The following is a 19,774-nucleotide window of genomic DNA, read 5'->3' as shown; positions in this document are numbered from 1 at the left end:
TTAACCAAGATAAGACATAGGCGAATAAATTCGCCGTGTCGATTTTCTACCCCGCTCTAAAGAGACGGGGCTATCAATCTCCCGTTTTTTCTCGTATCAGAAATCGAGGCAATGTTGAGACTTGCCGAGATCGCGTCTAATTTTACTTTTGAGAATGGGAGATAGAGGAAACACGATCGCATTGTTCAAAAGGCTATTATTTTATAAATCCAGATGAGTTTTAATCATAAAGATTCCAGTAACGATATATCTACATAGTTGCGATCGCCAACTCCCCCGCGCAAAGATAAAAACGGGCGATCGGGTTCTCCTAAACCATTGAGAATTAGGGTTGCTTTGGCAAAATTATGGCTTTTCGTATAATTATTGGCTGTCACAATGGTTTTTAAGTTTGCCCCTGTTGAGGCAGATAAACCTGCTTCTGAATCTTCAAAAACAACACATTCTGAGGGTTCTAAATTCAATTTTTCTAAAACATATAAATAAATATCCGGTGCGGGTTTTTTGTTCGGGACAATATCCCCAGCCCCAATCACTTCAAACCAAGCCGGATCGAGGGTTTTTTCTAGTAAGGCGATGGTGGTGGGATAAGAACTGGTGGTGGCGATCGCCAAACGAAAATTGCGATCGCGTGCCTCATCGATTAAGCGCTTGACTCCAGGACGCAAGGGAATTTTACCCCATCGTAATAAATCTTGATAATATTGCGTTTTACTATAGTGCAAATCAGCAATAAATTCCTCGAGGCGATCGGGTTTTTTAAAATCAGAGCAATAATAGTTTAAATAGAAGCGAATGCGCTCTTTTCCTCCCGCAACTGGCAAAAGTTTACCGTAAAGTTCTTGAGACCAATTCCAGTCTAATCCTGCTGTGGCAAAAGCACGATTAAAGGCGATGCGATGCCCATCTCTTTCGGTTTCGGCAAGGGTTCCATCGACATCAAAAATTAAGGCTTTTAACATACTTTATCTTACCCATTAAATCAAAGGTTCTTGCTGAGTTGTACAATGAATTCCACCCCCTCCCGCAGCAATCTCATCAATATTCAGTTGTATGATATCGCGATCGGGAAATAGACGTGCAAGGGTTTCTTTGGCCTGATGATCGGCTTTGCGATCGCCAAATTCTGGTGCAATTACAGCACCATTAATAACATAAAAGTTAATATATCCCGCCGCAAAATCATCCCAGTCGTATCCCGATCGTATTTTTGTTGGACCTTCGAGGATCGCGACTTCTAGTTGATTCCCATTTGCATCTGTTTGCGATCGCAGAATTTCAATATTTTTTTTCGTCACCTCATGGTCAACCGATTGAGGATCGGGATCGTATCCAGCGACAACAACCCTTGGACTGGTAAAACGGGCATAAAAATCCGTATGTCCATCGGTAATATCTGCACCTTTGAGACCCGGTAGCCAAATAATTTTACGCAATCCTAATAATACTTTTAATTCTTCTTCACAATCGGCTTTTGTCCAACCTGGATTGCGATTGTCATTAATAATACAACTTTCTGTTACGATCGCGGTGCCGCGGCCATCGACTTCAACACCTCCACCTTCAAAGACCAGTTTGGTATTGATTAAGGGAACTCCAGACTTTTGTGCAACAAACTGCGCGACTTCAGCATCGCGATCGTGATATTGCTTGTTTCCCCAACCATTAAAATTAAAATCAATGCCTGCTTTATCACCTTCTTCATTCACTACAAAAACAGGACCTGTATCGCGCATCCACAGATCGTCGAAAGAGGCAATTATTAATTCAACTTTAGAACCGCATTTTGCCAAAGCGATATCATAATCTTCCTGACGAACTAACATTTTGACAGGTTCATAATTGGCGATCGTGCGAGCAATTTTAGCCAAATTATTCTGCACGTCAGTAACATATTCACCCCCCCAAATATCTGCACTGGCACTAAATGCCATCCAAGTACACAAATGGGGATCGGCTTCATCAGGCATAAAAAATGAGGAATTTGTAGGCATAGAAGAAGCCATATTATTTGAGACCTGAGAATTAACTGTCGTGCAGCCAACTAAACTTTCTCCTAAGACCAAAAATCCTGAATTTGTTGCTATTAATTGCAGAAAAAACCGTCTTTTCATATTTTTTTTTAATCTCCTAGTTTATTGATCTCGAAAAGATTGAAATGCTTGTAAAATGGAACGATCTTTAATTTGACTTACCTTATTGCTTTTCTTTGCTTCGCGATCGGTTAATAATTTTGCAGTAATTCCGCGATCGGCAGGGAGGCAAAATTCCTTCGCACAGGCATTTTTAGGATCGAAGGCAAGAGACCAAACTTCTTTTTTCTCGGCATCAACGAAGAAAATATGACTATATTCTGCACTGACAAATTTTCCCATAGAAATAGTTAAGGAATTCAGAAGAGAATAAAGGGTATTATAGCGATTATCTTGAGGTTCGTCAAAGAGATTATTAAACAAAAATTTTATTTTGCCTCCCTTCATCAAATCTTTAATCTCTTGCCTGGATTTAACTGTTAGGCTATTGTAGTAAAGTTTTCTCAGGGTGAATACTTATCTCTTCATTTTGGTGAGCAAAAGTCTAAATAAATATCTCTTCAATAAACTCTCCTCAATAAACTCTCCTCAATAAAAAAATATCTCATACTTTCGATCGCAGAACCGAATCTCCCTTAAACTAAAACCAAAAAACAATAGCGGGCATCTTCTGCCCGCACTACTATAACAAAAAGAGAGTTACTCTATCAACCGAAACGACCACTCACATAAGCCTGGGTAGCTTCTTGGGTCGGATTTTGGAAAATCACCTCCGTGCGATTATATTCCACCAAATAACCGACCTTGCCTCCTGTTTCCGTGGCTTCCGCATTATAAAACGCCGTCAGATCGGAAACCCGAGAGGCTTGTTGCATATTGTGAGTAACAATTACAATTGTATATTGTTGTTTTAACTCATGAATTAACTCTTCTACCTTTAGTGTTGAAATAGGATCGAGAGCCGAACAAGGTTCATCCATGAGAATCACTTCTGGAGAAATGGCGATCGCCCGAGCAATGCAAAGCCGTTGTTGCTGTCCCCCCGATAAGGCCAAACCGCTATCTTTGAGCTTATCTTTGACTTCATCCCACAAGGCTGACTTCCGCAAAGAATCTTCAACCAGTTCATCTAGATCGCCAGTATAACCATTGATCCGCGCCCCAAAAGCAACATTATCATAAATCGATTTAGGGAAAGGATTGGGTTTTTGAAAAACCATGCCAATACGACGACGCATTTCTACGGGATCGACACCGGACCCATATAAATCCTGGCCGTGAAAGGTGATTTTTCCCTGGACTCGAGCGCTGGCAACCAGGTCATTCATACGATTAAAACAGCGCAGAATCGTACTTTTTCCACATCCAGACGGTCCAATAAAAGCAACCACTTGATTGTAGGGAATATCTAAGGAAACATCCCGTACCGCTAAGTTTGAGCCATAATAAACATTGACATCTTTAGCGCGGAGAACTGCTTCTGTGACTAAATCTTCTGGAGTCGTCACATAGGATTTATTAGTTGAAACCATTGTTTTGGTTATTGATTGTTAGTGATTGATTAGAAAAACTCTTAACCGCGTTGTTTTTGGAATTTATTTCGTAGCAAAACTGCTGTGCCATTCATCATTAGCAGCACTACCATCAAGACAATAATACCAGCAGCCGAATTAACATGAAATTCTTGTTGGGGTCGAGAAACCCAGTTGTAAACTTGAATGGGGAGTACCGTAAAGGGACTTTGTAAGTTTTCGGGTAAGAAAGAAATAAAGGTTAATGCCCCAATTGTAATCAAAGGAGCCGTTTCTCCGATCGCCCGAGAGAGAGCCAAAATCGTTCCCGTCAGAATCCCCGGAAAAGCGATCGGCAAAACTTGACGCGAGATGACTTGCCATTCCGTTGCCCCCAAAGCGAAACCCGCTTGACGCAAACTATCAGGAATTGCCCGCAAGGATTCCCGTGTGGAGACAATAATAATCGGTAAAATTAACAGAGCCAGGGTTAATGCTCCAGAAATAATGCTGCGTCCTCCGGTTAGCGGTTCCATAAAACGCACGAAAACTTGTAAGCCCAATAACCCGTAAATAATAGAAGGAACCCCGGCCAAGTTATTGATGTTGATTTCAATCACCCGTCCTAACCAACTATCTTTGGCAAATTCTTCGAGATAAATTCCCGCACCAACCCCCAAAGGGAAAGCGATCGCCGTAATAGTAACCATCATCCAAATTGTCCCCGCTAAAGCCGAGAGCAGTCCTGCTTCTTCTGGTTTTCGAGAGGGAAAATTCGTTAAAAATGACCAGCTTAAACGAGGGAATCCTTCAATCAAAACGCTCAACAATAATGTTACCAGCACGAGGATAGAAATGGCGATCGCGCTCCAAGTGGCGATCGCAAAAATGGTATCTATCTTGTAACGACCCGATAGATTAACCTGAAAATCGCTTGATTTAGCGTCAGTAAGAGGTGTTTGTGTTGTCATAAAATTTGCGAGTTAATCGTATTTCTCGCGGAAACGGCGAACGAACCAGAAACTAAAAATATTCAGAGCCAGCGTAATTAAAAACAGGGTCATACCTACAGCATAAATCGTTTTGTAAGCCAAAGAACCTGCGGGAGTATCCCCCAAACTAACCTGCACAATAAACGCTGTCATCGTCATCACGGGAACGAGAGGATTTAAGCCCAAACGCGGGTTTTGTCCGGCTGCCAGGGTAACAATCATCGTTTCTCCAATCGCTCGAGAAATTGCCAAAATAACCGAAGAAACAATCCCCGATAACGCTGCTGGAAGAATAACAGAAACAATCGTTTCTCGCTTGGTTGCTCCCAAAGCATAAGACCCATCCCGCAAACTTTGAGGAACGGAATAAATGGCATCTTCGCTCAGAGAAGCCACTAAAGGCGTAATCATAATCCCTAACACTAGACCTGCACTGAGAGCATTAAATCCTTGTACGGGAATAAACGTTTGCAGGAGAGGTGTAACGAACAAAAGAGCAAAATAACCGTAAACAACCGTGGGAACACCTGCTAAAATCTCTAGGATTGGTTTGATAATTGCGCGAGTTTTTGCAGTCGCATATTCACTCAAGCAAATCGCCGCCAATAATCCCAAAGGTAGAGCAACTAAAATGGCAATCCCGGAAGTCATGAGGGTTGCGCTAATTAACACAAAAATCCCAAACTGAGCGCTGGAAAAGAGGGGAGTCCATTTCGTATCCGTGAGAAAATGCCAAAGGGAAACCTCCCGAAAAAATTCAAAGGTTTCAAAGACCAAAGTTAAGACAATGCCAATGGTCGTTGCAACAGAAACAAGGGCAAAGATAGCAAATACTGTTTTAACGGCAAACTGAACTCGCTTACTGGCTTGGCGATTGGGTTGCCAAAGATTGGAGTTACTAGAGGAAAAATCGGAAGTCATACTCGAGATTAGAGAGGCGATTATCGATACAGCCAAAAGTCTGCAAAACTTTTGGCTGTTTGGTTATGTTCTGACTCTAAAGTTTATCAGCAAGTTTTACACCCAAAGAGGTTCCCCCCTCAAAAATCGAACCGAGTTTTACCTCTGCGACGCGAGTTTCAATTTTAGAAACCAATGCGGAAGGTAGGGCGACATAACCCACTTCTGTAACCAGATGAGCTTGATCGGAACTGATTTGATATTCCACAAAGGCTTTAACAGCAGGTTTCGTGTCTAAAGATTCTTTCTTGACATAGAAGAAAATAGGCCGTGCTAAAGGATTGTAAGTTCCATCTTCAATGCTGGCGCTACTGGGTGTAATACATTCCCCTGCGGAGTTCTCAATTTCGATAACTTTGAGAGCATCTTTGTTTTCTTCGTAGTAAGCAAAGCCAAAGAAGCCCAAACTCCCTTTATCGGCTTCAACCCCTTGAACGATGACGTTATCATCTTCGCTGGCGGTATAGTCCCCTCGGCTTTCTCCTTCTTCACCATAGGTTGCTTCGGTGAAATAATCATAAGTACCCGAATCTGTACCGGGTCCATATAAGCTCAAGGTTTGATCGGGGAATTCGTCGCGGATTTGCTTCCAAGTCGTGATTTTTCCTTCTGCTGCGGGTTCCCACATTTTGGAGAGTTCTTCTGGTTTCAAGCAGGCTGCCCAGTCGTTTTCCTTATTGACGACAACGGAAATACCGTCAAAGGCCACAGGAACTTCCACAAATTCGATCCCTTTTTCTTTGCACAATGCGATTTCAGATTCTTTGATGGGGCGAGAAGCATTAGAAATATCAGTTTCTCCGGCACAGAATTTCTTAAATCCACCCCCAGAACCAGAAACTCCAACAGTTACTCTCACCTTGGAATTCTCTTTCATGAATTCTTCTGCCATTGCTTCGGAGATGGGGAAAACTGTACTCGAACCGTCTACGAGTACATCTCCGCTTAAGCCACTATCTTCAGCACTGCTTTCAGTGCTGCTTTCGCTGCCACTTTCACCCGAGCTTTTTGAGGTTGTTTCAGTAGCGCAGGCAGTGAGTGCTAATAATAAGGCGATCGCCGATAGACGAACGGGCCAGGAACGTTTTGTGTTTAGGAAAACCATGCTGTCACTCCTCAATTTTGTTAATTAGTGTAGAGTCTCAAATCAAATTGTTGAAGAGATATTTAAACTTCAACTAAATCTTCAATTGAATAATTTTTTCGATACAAGCCCAAAAATGCTTGTATTGAAAACCTTCAATTGCGATCGATAGCCCCTTTACTGTTACTGCAAAAGAAAATACTTTGTCAAATAAGAAAGCATTAACAATTGGTTAAGAAAAGGTAAAGAAACAAACTTAATTTTTTATTAATAGGAAATTAATTTAGTTATAACACCAATATTGAAGGTTGAGAAGCAATATTCTCTAAGCCAACAGATGATAATAAACTTTCCCAAAGGGTCTTTAAGTTACCGTTATCGGATCGAATCAAACCCTGTTTCTGTTCCGATCCTAGTTAATTTATCCTGCAACTATAACCTCTTTAATTCGCAAACTAGGACTGCCACAACCGACAGGTAAGCCACTTTGTCCGCCTTTTCCGCACCCCCCAGACTCATCCCAATAAAAATCATCCGCGATCGCCTCAATATTAGCTAAGGTTGTAAATACATTCCCCGAAAGGGTAACATCTCGTACTTGTTCGGCAAGTTTTCCATTGCGAATCATCCATGCTTCCCCAGCACTAAAAGTAAACATCTCACCGTTGGTCATGCCTCCCAACCAATTGCAAGCATAAACTCCTTCTTTAATATCTTGAAATAAATCCTGAACAGGGGTTTTTCCGCGTTCGATCCAGGTATTGGTCATACGAACAATGGGAGGATAGTGATAGTTGAGACAACGAGCATTTCCGGTGGGTTTTTCTCCTAATTTTCCCGCCGTTTCTCGGGAATGCAAGCGTCCCACTAAAAGCCCATCTTTAATTAATTGTGTTGTAGTTGCGGGAGTCCCTTCATCATCATAGTAGTAACTGCCTCGATGTCCCTCGGGGGCGGCACCATCAAAAATTTGCAAATCTTGGCTGCCAAAACGCTTACCCATGCTCATGACTTCCAATAGGTCTGGATTTTCATAGGCCATATCCGCTTCTGAGAGATGCCCAAAAGCCTCGTGAACGAATAGCCCAGCTAGAATGGGGTCGATAACGACGGGGTAAGACTTGCCCACGACTGGAGGCAAGGAAAGGGATTTCACGGCTCGTTCGGCTGCCCCAATAACCCGTTTGTCCAGATTGATTAAATCTTCATAGCCTTGACGAGAGCCGGTGGTTTCTCTTCCTGTTTGTACTGTTTCTCCCGCTCGGGCGGTGGCTGCAAAACGCATTTCCATATCTGCCCAAGATTGTTCGATCGCCGTGCCTTCAGAGGTGAAGAGGAGAATGTGCTGATTGCGATCGCTATAACCGACGGAAGTTGTGGCGATGCGCTGGTCTGCTTGGCGAAGAATGGTATTGTAGCGATCGCACAATTTTTTCTTCTCGAACAGGGGAATTTGACTGGGATCGGTACCGATGAGGGGGAGCGTACAGGTGATTTGAACGGGTTCGATGGCGGCTAAAATTGTTTCTTCTGCACCGACTAACCTGGCTGCGGATATAGCTTCTTCTACGCGATCGCTCAAACTCTCGAGGCGATTAAAACTGGCAAATCCCCAGCCTCCTTTATAACAAACTCTGACCTGTCCCCCGAGGGAGACATCTTCGCTGAGGGTGTCTACTTTATCCCCCCGTAAAGTGATATTTGTGCCGCGAGAGGTTTCCAGGCGAATACTGAGAAAATCTGCACCCCGACTATAGCGGGCAATAACATCGGCCAATTGATTTTTGTAGTTTGCAAGGCGATCGAACATCTAAGGTAGCGCAACGTAATATCCTAGTCCATTATCAGGGCTGTTCGGGCGATCGCACCAAAAATTTACATTACTTGACGCGATCGCATTTGCAATAATATTTTAGTACTGTTTAAATGCGATCGCTGTCGTTGGTCAAAGGCAAATACCGGGGCTACTCTTCCGGTATTTCTGAACAGGAATCATTGGCAAACCGTGCGAGTAATTCTGCTTTAGAAAGTTCAAGAAGTAACCGCGTTGATTCCTCTGCGGGAAGTGCAAGGAGGCGATCGAGAATATTCTCTAATTCCTCATCCCAAAACCTAAAACGAATGCGGCAAATATTTTTAATGGTTTCGCGTTGTTGTTCTTGCTGTCCTTGTTGTAAACCTTGTTGTAAACCTTGTTGCCTTTCTCGTTGGGCAAGTTCTCGATACAACGATGATTGTTCCAAAATAGCCATATCCCACCTCATAATATTTTGGACTAATTGAGTGTCTAGTACAAAGGTAGCAAAAAATGCTAACAATGTCTCAAAATCCTGCAATGTTTCATCGGCTCTCAACATTCCCAAGGCTTCTCGCACAACTAATTCATTATTGCCGTTTTTAAATAAGGGAACAAAGGGGATGAGAGGACGAATGGGGCGATCGAGGATTCTTTGTACGTCAAACTCCCAGAGATTAATTCGGCGATACTCTTGTAAGGCTTTCAAACCGCAAAACTCGGATTGGTAACGGTTGGGAATTTCGCGATCGCCACTCGGTGGAAAGAGATTAACCAGCACGGGATAAACCGGGAGGCGATACTTTTCTTCTGCAAGGGCAGCATAAGCACGCATTCGCCTCGGCATTTCACTACTGTAGCGGGTTTGGATTTCGTTGACAATGAGAAATTCTCCGTATTGAGGCGATCGCATTCGCAACAATACATCTGTTTGCCGACTCACCCATTCAAAACTACTCGATTCGATGCCGAGACATTGCAAATCGGGGATATCTGTCGCCCATTGCGCCCATGCTGCGGGGTTTGTGCCGATGAGACGCTTGCTGCCAATATCTGCGGTTTTTGACATCTGATGCACCTGTACGAGAATGTTTATTTTATCGCGATCGCGCTGACTTTCACCCCGAAAAAATTTACAAAATTTATTATTTTTCCAAATCTCCAATCTAGGATAGAGGCTTTTTTCTGTAGTTTGCGGTTTACTGATAACTGTTTATTAAATCCGTGTTTACCCAATGCAAATTTCAGAAACGTCGTTTAAATTTCCCCAAAATACGATAGAAACTCCCGCTATTTCAGCTTTTGAGGAAGAGAATGCCAGCGATCGCCCTTTACAAGGATTCGATGAAAAAGACCCTCCCGCACAAAATCTCATCGATAGTTGCGTTCATTGCGGCTTTTGTTTGTCTACTTGTCCCAGTTATCGGGTTCTCGGGACGGAAATGGACTCACCAAGGGGTCGCATTTATCTCATGGATGCAATTAATAAAGGAGAAGGGTCTTTAGATGAGACGGCGATGCAGCATTTTGATAGTTGTTTGGGATGTTTGGCTTGCGTTAGTACCTGTCCTTCCGGGGTACAGTACGATCGCCTCATTTCCGCAACACGGCCTCAAGTAGAGCGAAATCAACCACGAAATTTAGGCGATCGCCTCTTTCGCGCTTTAATTTTTAATTTGTTTCCTTACCCTTTTCGCCTGCGTTTTTTATTAGTTTTTTTGTGGATTTATCAAACCATTGGCTTGCAAAAATTAGTGCGATCGACGGGTTTACTCGAGAAAATTTCTCCTCGTTTAGGAGCAATGGAATCTATTCTTCCTCACATCTCTCTCGGTAATATTTTCGATAATGATTTCCCCGAAACAATCCCATCAAAAGGAAAAAAACGCTATCGAGTTGGAGTAATTTTAGGATGCGTTCAACGTTTATTTTTTTCTCCAGTTAATGAAGCAACCGTGCGGGTTTTAACAGCGAATGGTTGCGAAGTCATTATTCCTAAAAATCAAGGCTGTTGTTCTGCACTCCCCACCCATCAAGGACAAGAAGAACAATCTCAACAACTGGCTCGCAATCTCATTGATAGTTTTGCCGATACAGATGTTGATGCTATTATTATTAATGCGGCGGGATGTGGTCATACATTAAAAGAATATGGTCATATTTTAAAAGATGATCGGAAATATTGCAAAAAAGCCAAAGCATTTTCAGCAAAAATGAAGGATATCAACGAATTTTTAGCAGAAGTAGGCATCACGGCACAATTATTCCCTTTAACTGACAAAGAATTACCGATTGTTTATCAAGATGCTTGTCATTTACTCCACGGTCAAAAAATTAGTTTACAACCTCGCCAATTATTGCAACAAATTCCCGGTGTTAAATTAAAAGAACCAATTGATGCCGCGTTATGTTGTGGTAGTGCAGGGGTTTACAATTTATTAAATCCGGAAGTAGCAGATGAGTTAGGACAGCAAAAAGTTGAGAATTTATTGAATACAAAAGCCGAATTAATTGCCTCGGCAAATCCAGGTTGTTCTTTACAAATTGTCAAACATTTACGCTTGCAAGGCAAAAATATAAAACTCATGCACCCAATTGAATTATTGGATCGCTCAATTCGTAAAGTCGGTTTATAAAGAAATTAAGGCTGAGAAAACGAAGCGTAACAACTAATTTTTTCAGAATTGTTTGTTACGCGATCGCCTTCAGCCATCTAGATGAAAAAAGGGGACTTTCAGTGATTATTCTTCAACCCAAACGGAAACTGCACCGCCATTACAACGAAACTCACCCCAGCCCTCATCATTGGTATAGATAGGTTTTTTGATCTGTTCAGTCAGATCGATGAATTTGGTATTGATTTTGCCAACTTCCATCGACTTAAAACCATCCGGTCCGTTGCTGAGAATGACGGCCATTGCTTTCGGGTGTTCTTCATCTCCCAAGCGCGTCCAACCGATGGTGTTAAAATGGTCGAGATAATCGTATTGTGGCCCGTATCCGTAATGCTGGCGAGCATAGAGGAGCTTATCAATTATCCAACGGTGAGAAGGTAAATGAATGGGATAGCGATCGCCATCATCGCCGTAATCTTCATAATCTGCACCGTAATAATCGGCATAAAAAATGCAGGGATAGCCTTGTTCTCGCAGTAAAATTAGGGCATAAGCAATGGGTTTAAACCACGGTTTTACAGAAGATTCTAGCGCTTGTAAGGGTTGAGAATCGTGATTTTCAACGAGGGTTACAGCACAACTAGGACGCTGTTGTACTAAAGTATTGTCAAAAATTTGTCGCATATCGTAATCTTCACCTTGCTCGCTGGCTCGATAAAAACTATAGTGAAGAGAAACATCAAAAATCGATATTCGACCTTGAAATTCATCGAGATACCAATGCAATGTCTCGAGGTCGTCTTGCCAGTATTCAGCAACCACAAACAAATCTTTATCAAGAAATTTTTTGAGATCGTCTAACCAAGTCAGAAAGAATTTTGAAGGGATATGTTTGACCGCATCTAAACGCAATCCATCTGCTTTAATCAGATCGATATACCACTTTCCCCAATGAATCAGTTCTGCATAGGTTTCTGGATTGTCAAAATCCACATTGCATCCCATCAGATAGTCGAAGTTCCCGTTTTCTAAACCAACGTAATTGTTGAATTTTTTCCCTTCAAATAAATAAACATTGCCGTCGTCTTGGGTATAATCGTCGTAGTCAACGGCATTAAAGTGATACCAGTGCCATTCAAAATCGGAATATTTTTTCTGGCGACCGGGAAAGGTAAAATGAGTAAAGGTTTTGATCTCCCGCATTTCTCCGCTTGCATTCAAGCGATTGTCTTGATGAAAAGGAGTTGCGTTGACAACTTCAGTTTCATCTCCTCCCAAATGGTGATTGAGAACAATATCGGCATAGACTTTAATATTGACCTTTTGTAGGGCTGCGATCGCCTCTAAATATTGGTCTTTGGTGCCGTATTTCGTGCGTTTAGTTCCTTTTTGGTCAAATTCTCCCAGATCGTACAGATCGTAGACAGAATAGCCGACATCATGGGTTTTTGCCGTGCCTTTATAAGCGGGAGGCAACCACAAAGCCGTAATTCCTGCATCTGCTAATTCTTGTGCTTTAGTTTTAAGATCATTCCACAAGATTAGATCCGGATCGAGATACCAATGGAAATATTGCATCATTACGCCATTAGTAGACATGAGATAACTCCTAAAAAATTAGTTTTGAAAATTGAGATAAAAATGGGTATTGCTAAAATAAGGACGAATATTAAGCCCTACACGATTCTATTCTAGGATAAATTTCTCGATTTAACGAAAAATTACCTATTTTCAATATTAATTTGCTGAACGACCATAACCCCCCCCTCCCGGTGTTTCAATAATAAACACATCGGAAGGCTGCATTTCAACAACAGCAGTCCCTTCTAATTCTTCAACCGTTCCATCTTTTCTTTCAACCCAATTATATCCCGTAGCACCTGCATTTCCTCCTTCTAAACCAAAAGGAGAAATAACCCGGCGACCGGATAAAATTCCTGCTGTCATTGACTCTAAAAAACGAACCCGACGAATAACACCATTTCCCCCCGTATATCGTCCTTTTCCACCGCTATTGGGACGAATGCTGAAACTTTCTAAAAGTACCGGAAATCGCCATTCTAGAACCTCTGGATCCGTAAGGCGAGAATTGGTCATATTAGTTTGTACTGCATCAGTTCCATGAAAAGTTTTTCCTGCCCCCGATCCCCCACAAATTGTTTCATAATATTGGTATTTTTCATTACCAAAGGTGAAATTATTCATCGTTCCTTGAGAACCCGCGATCGCATCTAATGCCCCATACAAACAATCGACAATCAATTGAGAAGTTTCCACATTTCCCGCTACCACAGCCGCCGGATATTGAGGGTTTAATAAACATCCTTCCGGAATAATAATTTCCAATGGTTTTAAACAGCCTGCATTTAAAGGAATATCATCATCGACTAAGCTGCGAAAAACATACAAAACAGCCGCTTTACAAACTGCAAGAGGGGCATTAAAATTAGTATTTAATTGGGGAGATGTGCCAGTAAAATCAATTTTAGCGCTACGATTTGGGCGGTTAATTGAGATATTGACTTGGATTTTCTCTTTTGTATCTAGTTCACAAGAAAAAGAACCATTTTTGAGGAGAGAAATGATTTTTCGCACGGATTCTTCCGCATTATTCTGCACGTAAACCATATAAGCACGGACAGTTTCTAATCCATACTGCTGAATCATTTGTTGTAATTCCTGAACGCCTTTTTGATTAGCGGCAATTTGTGCCTGTAAATCTGCTATATTTTGCACAAGATTGCGAACGGGATATGAACCAGAGGTTAAAATTTCTGATAATTCTTTTTGGAGAAACTGTCCTTTTTTCACTAACAAAAAATTATCGATTAAGATGCCTTCTTCTTCAATTGTAATGCTCTCTGGAGGCATTGAACCAGGAGTAATACCACCGATATCTGCATGATGTCCCCTTGAGGCAACATAGAAGAAAGGTTGTAAAGAATTATGACTAAAAATAGGAGTAATAACAGTCAGATCGGGAAGATGTGTTCCACCGTTATAAGGATTATTAGAAAGATAAACATCACCCGGTTCAATCCGATCCAATTTTGCCGTAATTAAACTACGAATACTTTCGCTCATTGAACCTAAATGAACGGGAATATGAGGTGCATTAGCGACTAATTCTCCTTGTTGGTCAAATATGGCACAAGAAAAGTCCAACCGTTCTTTAATATTAACAGAATAGCTGGTATTTTGCAGCGTTGTTCCCATCTGTTCGGCAATAGAACGAAACAAATTATTAAAGATTTCTAACAAAACAGAATCAGGTTTTACTAAGTCGTGATTTAATTGAATATTATTAGCCATTGCTTGCTTTTTTTCTAAAATTAAACCATTGCGATCGCTGATTTTTGCCTGCCAACCCGGTTCAATAACATTCGTTCCCGTCGCTTCGATAATTAATGCCGGACTTTCGATAATATCTCCAGGTTGTAATTTTTCTCGCTGCAAGATTGGTGCGTCGTACCATGAATTATTTGTGTATATTTTGGCGATCGCTTCGGGTTTGGGTGTTGTCTCTCTTGTTTTTTGAATGATGGGTTCTTTAGAGGTATAGGTGGGACAGATTAATTCAATAGAAATAGCTTCAACTATTAAAATTTTCTCTGCCATGATAAATCCGTAGCGTTGTTGATGCAATCTTTCAAATTCTCGCCTCATAGTGGTTGTATTGACAAAATCAACCAGCAGTGTAGAATCCGTTCCTTTATACTTCAAATGCACTTTTCTTTGCACTTGTATAGCTTCTGTATTGTCAGGATTTTGAACTTTTAATTCTTCTTGGCAATTTTTGAGAAGTTCGCCAAAAAAACTGCTTAACTCTCGATATAATGAAGGCCATAACTCTGCCTCAATCGATTTTTCTCGCAAAATTCTGATCTCTGCTAAACCAATTCCATAAGCTGATAAAACCCCTGCATAAGGATGAATGAAAATTTGTTTTATACCCAACCTATCGGCAATTAAACAAGCGTGTTGACCTGCCGCACCTCCAAAGCAACAAAGTGTATATTCTGAGACATCATAGCCTCGTTGTAGAGAAATTTTTTTAATGGCATTTGCCATTTTTTCGATCGCGATCGCCAGAAATCCAGTAGCAACTTGTTCGGGAGTTCTCCCGTCACCAATTTCTCTAGTTAGTTGTGTAAATTGTTCGCGAACAATTTCTGAATTTAAAGGTGAATCTGCGTTTTCTCCAAAAACTTTTGGGAAGAATTCAGGCTGTAATTTACCCAACATAATATTACAGTCTGTTACCGTTAAAGAACCGCCTTTCCCATAAGAAATAGGACCGGGATTTGCCCCCGCAGATTCAGGACCGACGCGATATCTTGCCCCATCAAACTGTAGAATTGAACCACCCCCCGCAGCAATAGTATGAATAGACATCATAGGAGTTCTCAAACGCACTCCTGCAATTTCTGTTTCTAAGGTGCGTTCGTATTCTCCTGCATAATGGGTGACATCTGTAGAAGTTCCCCCCATATCAAAGCCAATAATTTTCTTAAAACCAGCAATTTGACAAGTTTTAACTGCACCGACAATTCCCCCCGCAGGTCCGGAAAGAATGCTATCTTTACCTTGGAATACAGAAGCATCGGTTAGTCCACCATTGGACTGCATAAACATTAATTGAGGAGATGACTTATTACTGGAGAAATGATTGCTAATTTGTTCGACATAGCGCCGTAAAATGGGAGATAAATAAGCATCTACAACGGTAGTATCGCCGCGACTGACTAACTTGATTAAATTACTAACTTGATGGGAAACAGAAATTTGCGAAAATCCAATTTCTTTGGCAATTTTTGCAATTTTAATTTCAGGTTGAGGATAGCGATAAGCGTGCATCAAAACAACGGCACAACTGCGAATTCCTTGATCATAAGCTACTTGTAAATCTTGGCGAACTTGTGGTATATTGAGGGGAGTTAGTTCTTCTCCTTGTGCTGTATAACGTTCTTCAACTTCAATAACTTGTTCGTAGAGTATTTCTGGGAGAATAATCTCGCGGGCAAAGATATTGGGACGGTTTTGATAGCCAATTTTTAAAGCATCTCGAAATCCTTTGGTAATGGCAAGAACAACTCGATCGCCTTTTCTTTCTAAAAGTGCATTAGTTGCTACTGTAGTACCGATTTTAATAACTGCAATTTCTTCTGTGGGAATAGGAGAATGATTAGCAAGTCCCAAAACATCACGAATGCCTTGAATAACGGCATCTTGGTAATGTTTTGGGTTTTCGGAGAGTAGTTTGTGAATTGTAATTTGGCGATCGGGAGAAATTGCAACAATATCGGTAAATGTGCCGCCGCGATCGGCAAAGAATTGCCATTTTTTCAACAATTTTGACTCCTTATTTTATTGTATTGTCTCTCTGGGAATAGCGATCGCATTGGCAGTTTTTCCTATGATATCAAACAGGAAAGGAGAAGCGCGATCGCCTCACATTTTTTGCTATGATGCAAAAATATCACCCAATTGGGAGGACTGCAAATGACGAATGCAATAAACACAGATTACTGCGATCACATCCTATGCAGTTAAAAATACAGTTAAAAAAACAACTTACTGCTAAAATAACTCGATAATGCGATCGCGCAAATTCTAGGGGGTGCTGAGTTATTATCATGCCAAAGACAAACATTCTTTTTGACTCACAAAAACAAGGATTTACGATGATAGAATTGTTAGTGGTGATAGTTATTATTGGTCTTTTGGCAGCGATCGCAGCACCATCTTGGTTAAGTTACACGAACCGCCAACGTCTCAATAAGTCCCAGAGTCAAATTTATCTCGCACTTATGGCAGCAAAAAGTAATGCAACTCGGGATAAAATAACATGGCAAGCGAGTATCCGAAACAATGGCGATCGCGTACAATGGGTTATTCATCCCGCCGATAATAGCGATTTTATACCCTCTTCAATTTGGAATAATGATAGATTATGGCAAGATTTAGAACCAGGAGTGCAGGTTGATTCAGAAGAAAACGATCGCGGAGATAAAGAGACAACATTTCGTAAAGATAATACCGAACAATTATGGCGCGTTCAATTTAATCATTATGGTTGTGCGGTTTATAAACCAGGAGATGAGTGCGGACAAACTTCGCTAAATGCAAAAGGTCGAATTGCTCTCAAAAATGGCAAAGGTGGCAATCTGCGACGATGTGTTATTATATCAACAATTTTGGGGGCAATGCGACGAGGGAAAGAGAATGCAAAACCCAATGATGATAAATATTGCTATTAGCTGATTATGATAACTTTCCTTGCCAGAGAAATGATAGGATAGTCAAAGGTTTTTATTAAATTTTTGTGACTGCTATTAAACCCACATCCGAAGCGCGATCGCCACTTCCCAACTTATCGGAAACTGACGATCGCCAGAATCTGCAAAAACTATCTTGGCGATCGAGTACATTTTGGGCAACTTTTACCACGACATTTGTAACAATTTGTCTAGCAGAAATGGGCGATAAAACCCAACTTGCGACCTTGTTAATCGTAGCCGAATCTCAGTCCCCTTGGATCGTCTTTGCGGGTGCTGCGATCGCCCTCATTACAACCAGTTTAATCGGCGTTTTATTAGGTTGGTGGCTCTCTAAGCGTATCAGTCCCAAAGTAATGGATTTAGCCGCCGCCGCTATTTTACTATTTGTTGCGATTCTTTTACTTTGGGATGTTGTACAAGTCTAAAAATTAATCTAAAAATTAATAATTGAAAAAATGGATTGGCAATTATTTAGCTTGAGTTTTATAACCGTATTTTTTGCAGAAATTGGCGATAAGAGTCAGTTAGCAGCGATCGCCCTCAGTGGAAGTTCCTCCTCACCTCGGGCGGTATTTTTGGGAACTGTAACAGCATTAGTTTTAGCCAGTTTTCTCGGGGTTTTAGTGGGTGCTGGTGTCGCACAAGTTTTGCCAACCCGATTATTAAAAGCAGGTGCGGCGATCGGCTTTGCTTTGCTGGCTTTACGACTCGTCTGGACAGAAAAAGAAACATAAAAAGAAAAATGAAGTGCTGTGGGTTAAAACAAAAAGTAACGCTGTGCCATTGGTAAAACTGTCGCAGGTTCGCAGGTTAATAGTTCTCCATCAGCACGGACTTCATAGGTTTCCGGATTGACCTCAATATTGGGCATACTATCATTAAGTTTCATATCTTTCTTGCCAATTTGACGAGTATTAGAAACTGCCGCTACTGGCTTTTGTAAACCAATTTGTGCTGCAATTCCTCCCTCTACTGCTGCTTGAGAAACAAAAGTTAAAGAAGTTGCCGCGATCGCCCCCCCAAAACTGCCAAACATGGGACGCATATAAACGGGTTGAGGGGTAGGAATACTGGCATTAGCATCTCCCATTTGCGCCCAGGCGATCGCGCCTCCTTTGATAATAATTTCCGGTTTCACGCCAAAAAAGGCGGGTTTCCACAAACATAAATCGGCGATTTTTCCCTCCTCTACGGAGCCAACATAATTGGCAATGCCGTGGGCGATCGCCGGATTGATGGTATACTTAGCAATGTAGCGTTTGGCGCGTAAATTATCGTTGCGGCTGCTATCTTCTGGTAAATGTCCGAACTGTACCTTCATTTTGTGAGCCGTTTGCCAAGTGCGAATAATCACTTCTCCCACTCGTCCCATTGCTTGAGAGTCGGAAGCAATCATGCTAAATGCGCCGCGATCGTGCAGAATATCCTCGGCTGCAATGGTTTCCCGACGGATGCGAGACTCAGCAAATGCAACATCTTCAGGAATGCCGCGATCAAGGTGATGGCAGACCATTAACATATCGAGATGTTCTTCCAAGGTGTTAGTAGTGTAAGGTCGAGTGGGGTTCGTAGAAGAAGGGAGAACATTACTCTCCGCGCAAACTTTGATAATATCGGGCGCATGACCGCCCCCGGCTCCTTCCGTGTGGTAAGTGTGAATAGTACGGTTTTTAAAGGCGGCGATCGTATCTTCCACAAATCCTGCCTCATTTAAAGTATCCGTGTGAATGGCAACTTGTACGTCATATTCATCTGCCACACTTAAACAAGTATCGATCGCCGCCGGAGTCGTTCCCCAATCTTCATGTAATTTTAACCCCATTACTCCCGCTTGCACCTGTTCCACCAGTCCCGCAGGTTGGCTGCTGTTTCCCTTACCTAAAAAGCCAAAATTGAGGGGAAAAGCATCCGCAGCTTGTAACATTCGGTGAATATTCCAGGCGCCAGGAGTGCAAGTTGTCGCGTTGGTTCCCGTGGCGGGACCCGTCCCCCCTCCGATCATCGTCGTGACACCCGAGGCGATCGCCGTTTCAATCTGTTGAGGACAAATAAAGTGAATATGTGCGTCAATTCCTCCCGCCGTGAGAATATGCCCTTCTCCGGCGATCGCTTCGGTAGAAGGTCCAATAATAATATCTACATTGTCTTGAATATGAGGATTTCCCGCCTTACCAATCTTGACAATTTTGCCATCCTTAATGCCAATATCCGCTTTAATAATGCCCCACCAATCGAGAATCAGGGCATTAGTAATCACTAAATCCACCGCCCCATCGGCGCGAGAAATGGGAGATTGTCCCATACCATCCCGAATCACTTTACCACCGCCGAATTTGACCTCATCCCCATAGCTGGTCAAATCTCGTTCTACTTCTATTATTAACTCTGTATCCGCCAAACGGACGCGATCGCCCGTTGTCGGTCCGTAAGTTTCGGCGTAAGCGCGACGATCCATGCGATAGCTCATAATTTCTCCTTAAATCGGCGATCGTGGGGGAAGTAT

16 protein-coding genes are annotated in these 19,774 nt (G+C 41.9%); 4 read left to right on the top strand and 12 right to left on the bottom strand.

The features are described from left to right. Positions 1–224: 224 nt before the first annotated feature. The 9 genes from JUI58_RS17325 to JUI58_RS17285 form a co-directional block, all read right to left on the bottom strand. Positions 225–962: an HAD family hydrolase gene (locus JUI58_RS17325; RefSeq protein WP_204105053.1), complete on the bottom strand. Its 738-nt coding sequence runs from the start codon at positions 960–962 to the stop codon at positions 225–227. Positions 963–977: 15 nt separating this feature from the next. Continuing rightward, complete coding sequence (locus tag JUI58_RS17320; RefSeq protein WP_348539914.1) at positions 978–2,006, bottom strand: agmatine deiminase family protein; 1,029 nt, start codon at positions 2,004–2,006, stop codon at positions 978–980. A gap of 129 nt (positions 2,007–2,135) precedes the next feature. After that, positions 2,136–2,456: a hypothetical protein gene (locus JUI58_RS17315; RefSeq protein WP_204105051.1), complete on the bottom strand. Its 321-nt coding sequence runs from the start codon at positions 2,454–2,456 to the stop codon at positions 2,136–2,138. A 284-nt stretch (positions 2,457–2,740) separates the two neighbouring features. Then, positions 2,741–3,565 carry a phosphate ABC transporter ATP-binding protein PstB gene (gene pstB, locus JUI58_RS17310; protein WP_204105050.1) on the bottom strand — a complete coding sequence of 275 codons (825 nt, stop codon included), beginning with the start codon at positions 3,563–3,565 and terminating at the stop codon, positions 2,741–2,743. Positions 3,566–3,606: 41 nt separating this feature from the next. Continuing rightward, the gene (pstA, locus tag JUI58_RS17305) at positions 3,607–4,515 is read right to left on the bottom strand and encodes a phosphate ABC transporter permease PstA (RefSeq protein ID WP_204105049.1); all 909 of its coding nucleotides are present in this window, start codon (positions 4,513–4,515) and stop codon (positions 3,607–3,609) included. 12 nt (positions 4,516–4,527) lie between these two features. Continuing rightward, a complete protein-coding gene (pstC, locus tag JUI58_RS17300) occupies positions 4,528–5,457 on the bottom strand; it encodes a phosphate ABC transporter permease subunit PstC (RefSeq protein ID WP_204105048.1) in 930 nt (309 codons plus the stop codon). Between the two features lie 76 nt (positions 5,458–5,533). Beyond that, complete coding sequence (locus JUI58_RS17295; protein WP_204105047.1) at positions 5,534–6,601, bottom strand: PstS family phosphate ABC transporter substrate-binding protein; 1,068 nt, start codon at positions 6,599–6,601, stop codon at positions 5,534–5,536. 400 nt (positions 6,602–7,001) lie between these two features. Further along, positions 7,002–8,390: a TldD/PmbA family protein gene (locus tag JUI58_RS17290; RefSeq protein WP_204105046.1), complete on the bottom strand. Its 1,389-nt coding sequence runs from the start codon at positions 8,388–8,390 to the stop codon at positions 7,002–7,004. Positions 8,391–8,544: 154 nt separating this feature from the next. Then, positions 8,545–9,444, bottom strand: a complete 900-nt coding sequence (locus JUI58_RS17285; protein WP_204105045.1) for an Rpn family recombination-promoting nuclease/putative transposase — start codon at positions 9,442–9,444, stop codon at positions 8,545–8,547. A 166-nt stretch (positions 9,445–9,610) separates the two neighbouring features. Between JUI58_RS17285 and JUI58_RS17280 the strand changes: the two genes are divergently transcribed. Beyond that, positions 9,611–11,011, top strand: coding sequence for a heterodisulfide reductase-related iron-sulfur binding cluster (locus JUI58_RS17280; RefSeq protein ID WP_204105044.1), 1,401 nt, complete (start codon positions 9,611–9,613; stop codon positions 11,009–11,011). Between the two features lie 105 nt (positions 11,012–11,116). Here the strand turns inward: JUI58_RS17280 and JUI58_RS17275 are convergent, their stop codons facing one another. Next, positions 11,117–12,589, bottom strand: a complete 1,473-nt coding sequence (locus JUI58_RS17275) for an alpha-amylase (protein WP_204105043.1) — start codon at positions 12,587–12,589, stop codon at positions 11,117–11,119. Between the two features lie 138 nt (positions 12,590–12,727). Further along, positions 12,728–16,339, bottom strand: coding sequence for a hydantoinase B/oxoprolinase family protein (locus tag JUI58_RS17270; protein ID WP_239121544.1), 3,612 nt, complete (start codon positions 16,337–16,339; stop codon positions 12,728–12,730). Between the two features lie 287 nt (positions 16,340–16,626). On the opposite strand from JUI58_RS17270, the gene JUI58_RS27075 reads away from it, so the two are divergent. The 3 genes from JUI58_RS27075 to JUI58_RS17255 all read left to right on the top strand — a co-directional run bounded on the left by JUI58_RS27075 (position 16,627) and on the right by JUI58_RS17255 (position 18,005). After that, positions 16,627–17,250: a prepilin-type N-terminal cleavage/methylation domain-containing protein gene (locus JUI58_RS27075; RefSeq protein WP_204105041.1), complete on the top strand. Its 624-nt coding sequence runs from the start codon at positions 16,627–16,629 to the stop codon at positions 17,248–17,250. Positions 17,251–17,390: 140 nt separating this feature from the next. Then, positions 17,391–17,696, top strand: a complete 306-nt coding sequence (locus tag JUI58_RS17260) for a TMEM165/GDT1 family protein (RefSeq protein ID WP_275414368.1) — start codon at positions 17,391–17,393, stop codon at positions 17,694–17,696. 30 nt (positions 17,697–17,726) lie between these two features. Then, positions 17,727–18,005, top strand: a complete 279-nt coding sequence (locus tag JUI58_RS17255) for a TMEM165/GDT1 family protein (RefSeq protein ID WP_204105040.1) — start codon at positions 17,727–17,729, stop codon at positions 18,003–18,005. 23 nt (positions 18,006–18,028) lie between these two features. Here JUI58_RS17255 and ureC read toward each other — a convergent pair whose 3' ends face one another. Continuing rightward, positions 18,029–19,738: an urease subunit alpha gene (ureC, locus tag JUI58_RS17250; protein ID WP_204105039.1), complete on the bottom strand. Its 1,710-nt coding sequence runs from the start codon at positions 19,736–19,738 to the stop codon at positions 18,029–18,031. Positions 19,739–19,774 lie beyond the last annotated feature (36 nt).

This window comes from Spirulina sp. CCY15215 (assembly GCF_016888125.1).
In the GTDB taxonomy this organism is placed as follows: domain Bacteria; phylum Cyanobacteriota; class Cyanobacteriia; order Cyanobacteriales; family Spirulinaceae; genus CCY15215.
The sequence above is the reverse complement of the archived record's forward strand: the minus strand, read 5'-3'. Positions and strand labels throughout refer to the sequence as shown.

Coding starts and splice junctions, on each gene's coding strand:
- JUI58_RS17325 (WP_204105053.1), bottom strand. CDS start 962: ATGTTAAAAGCCTTAATTTTTGATGTCGATGGAACCCTTGCCGAAACC.
- JUI58_RS17320 (WP_348539914.1), bottom strand. CDS start 2,006: ATGGCTTCTTCTATGCCTACAAATTCCTCATTTTTTATGCCTGATGAA.
- pstB (WP_204105050.1), bottom strand. CDS start 3,565: ATGGTTTCAACTAATAAATCCTATGTGACGACTCCAGAAGATTTAGTC.
- pstA (WP_204105049.1), bottom strand. CDS start 4,515: ATGACAACACAAACACCTCTTACTGACGCTAAATCAAGCGATTTTCAG.
- pstC (WP_204105048.1), bottom strand. CDS start 5,457: ATGACTTCCGATTTTTCCTCTAGTAACTCCAATCTTTGGCAACCCAAT.
- JUI58_RS17295 (WP_204105047.1), bottom strand. CDS start 6,601: ATGGTTTTCCTAAACACAAAACGTTCCTGGCCCGTTCGTCTATCGGCG.
- JUI58_RS17290 (WP_204105046.1), bottom strand. CDS start 8,390: ATGTTCGATCGCCTTGCAAACTACAAAAATCAATTGGCCGATGTTATT.
- JUI58_RS17285 (WP_204105045.1), bottom strand. CDS start 9,444: ATGTCAAAAACCGCAGATATTGGCAGCAAGCGTCTCATCGGCACAAAC.
- JUI58_RS17280 (WP_204105044.1), top strand. CDS start 9,611: ATGCAAATTTCAGAAACGTCGTTTAAATTTCCCCAAAATACGATAGAA.
- JUI58_RS17275 (WP_204105043.1), bottom strand. CDS start 12,589: ATGTCTACTAATGGCGTAATGATGCAATATTTCCATTGGTATCTCGAT.
- JUI58_RS27075 (WP_204105041.1), top strand. CDS start 16,627: ATGCCAAAGACAAACATTCTTTTTGACTCACAAAAACAAGGATTTACG.
- JUI58_RS17255 (WP_204105040.1), top strand. CDS start 17,727: ATGGATTGGCAATTATTTAGCTTGAGTTTTATAACCGTATTTTTTGCA.
- ureC (WP_204105039.1), bottom strand. CDS start 19,738: ATGAGCTATCGCATGGATCGTCGCGCTTACGCCGAAACTTACGGACCG.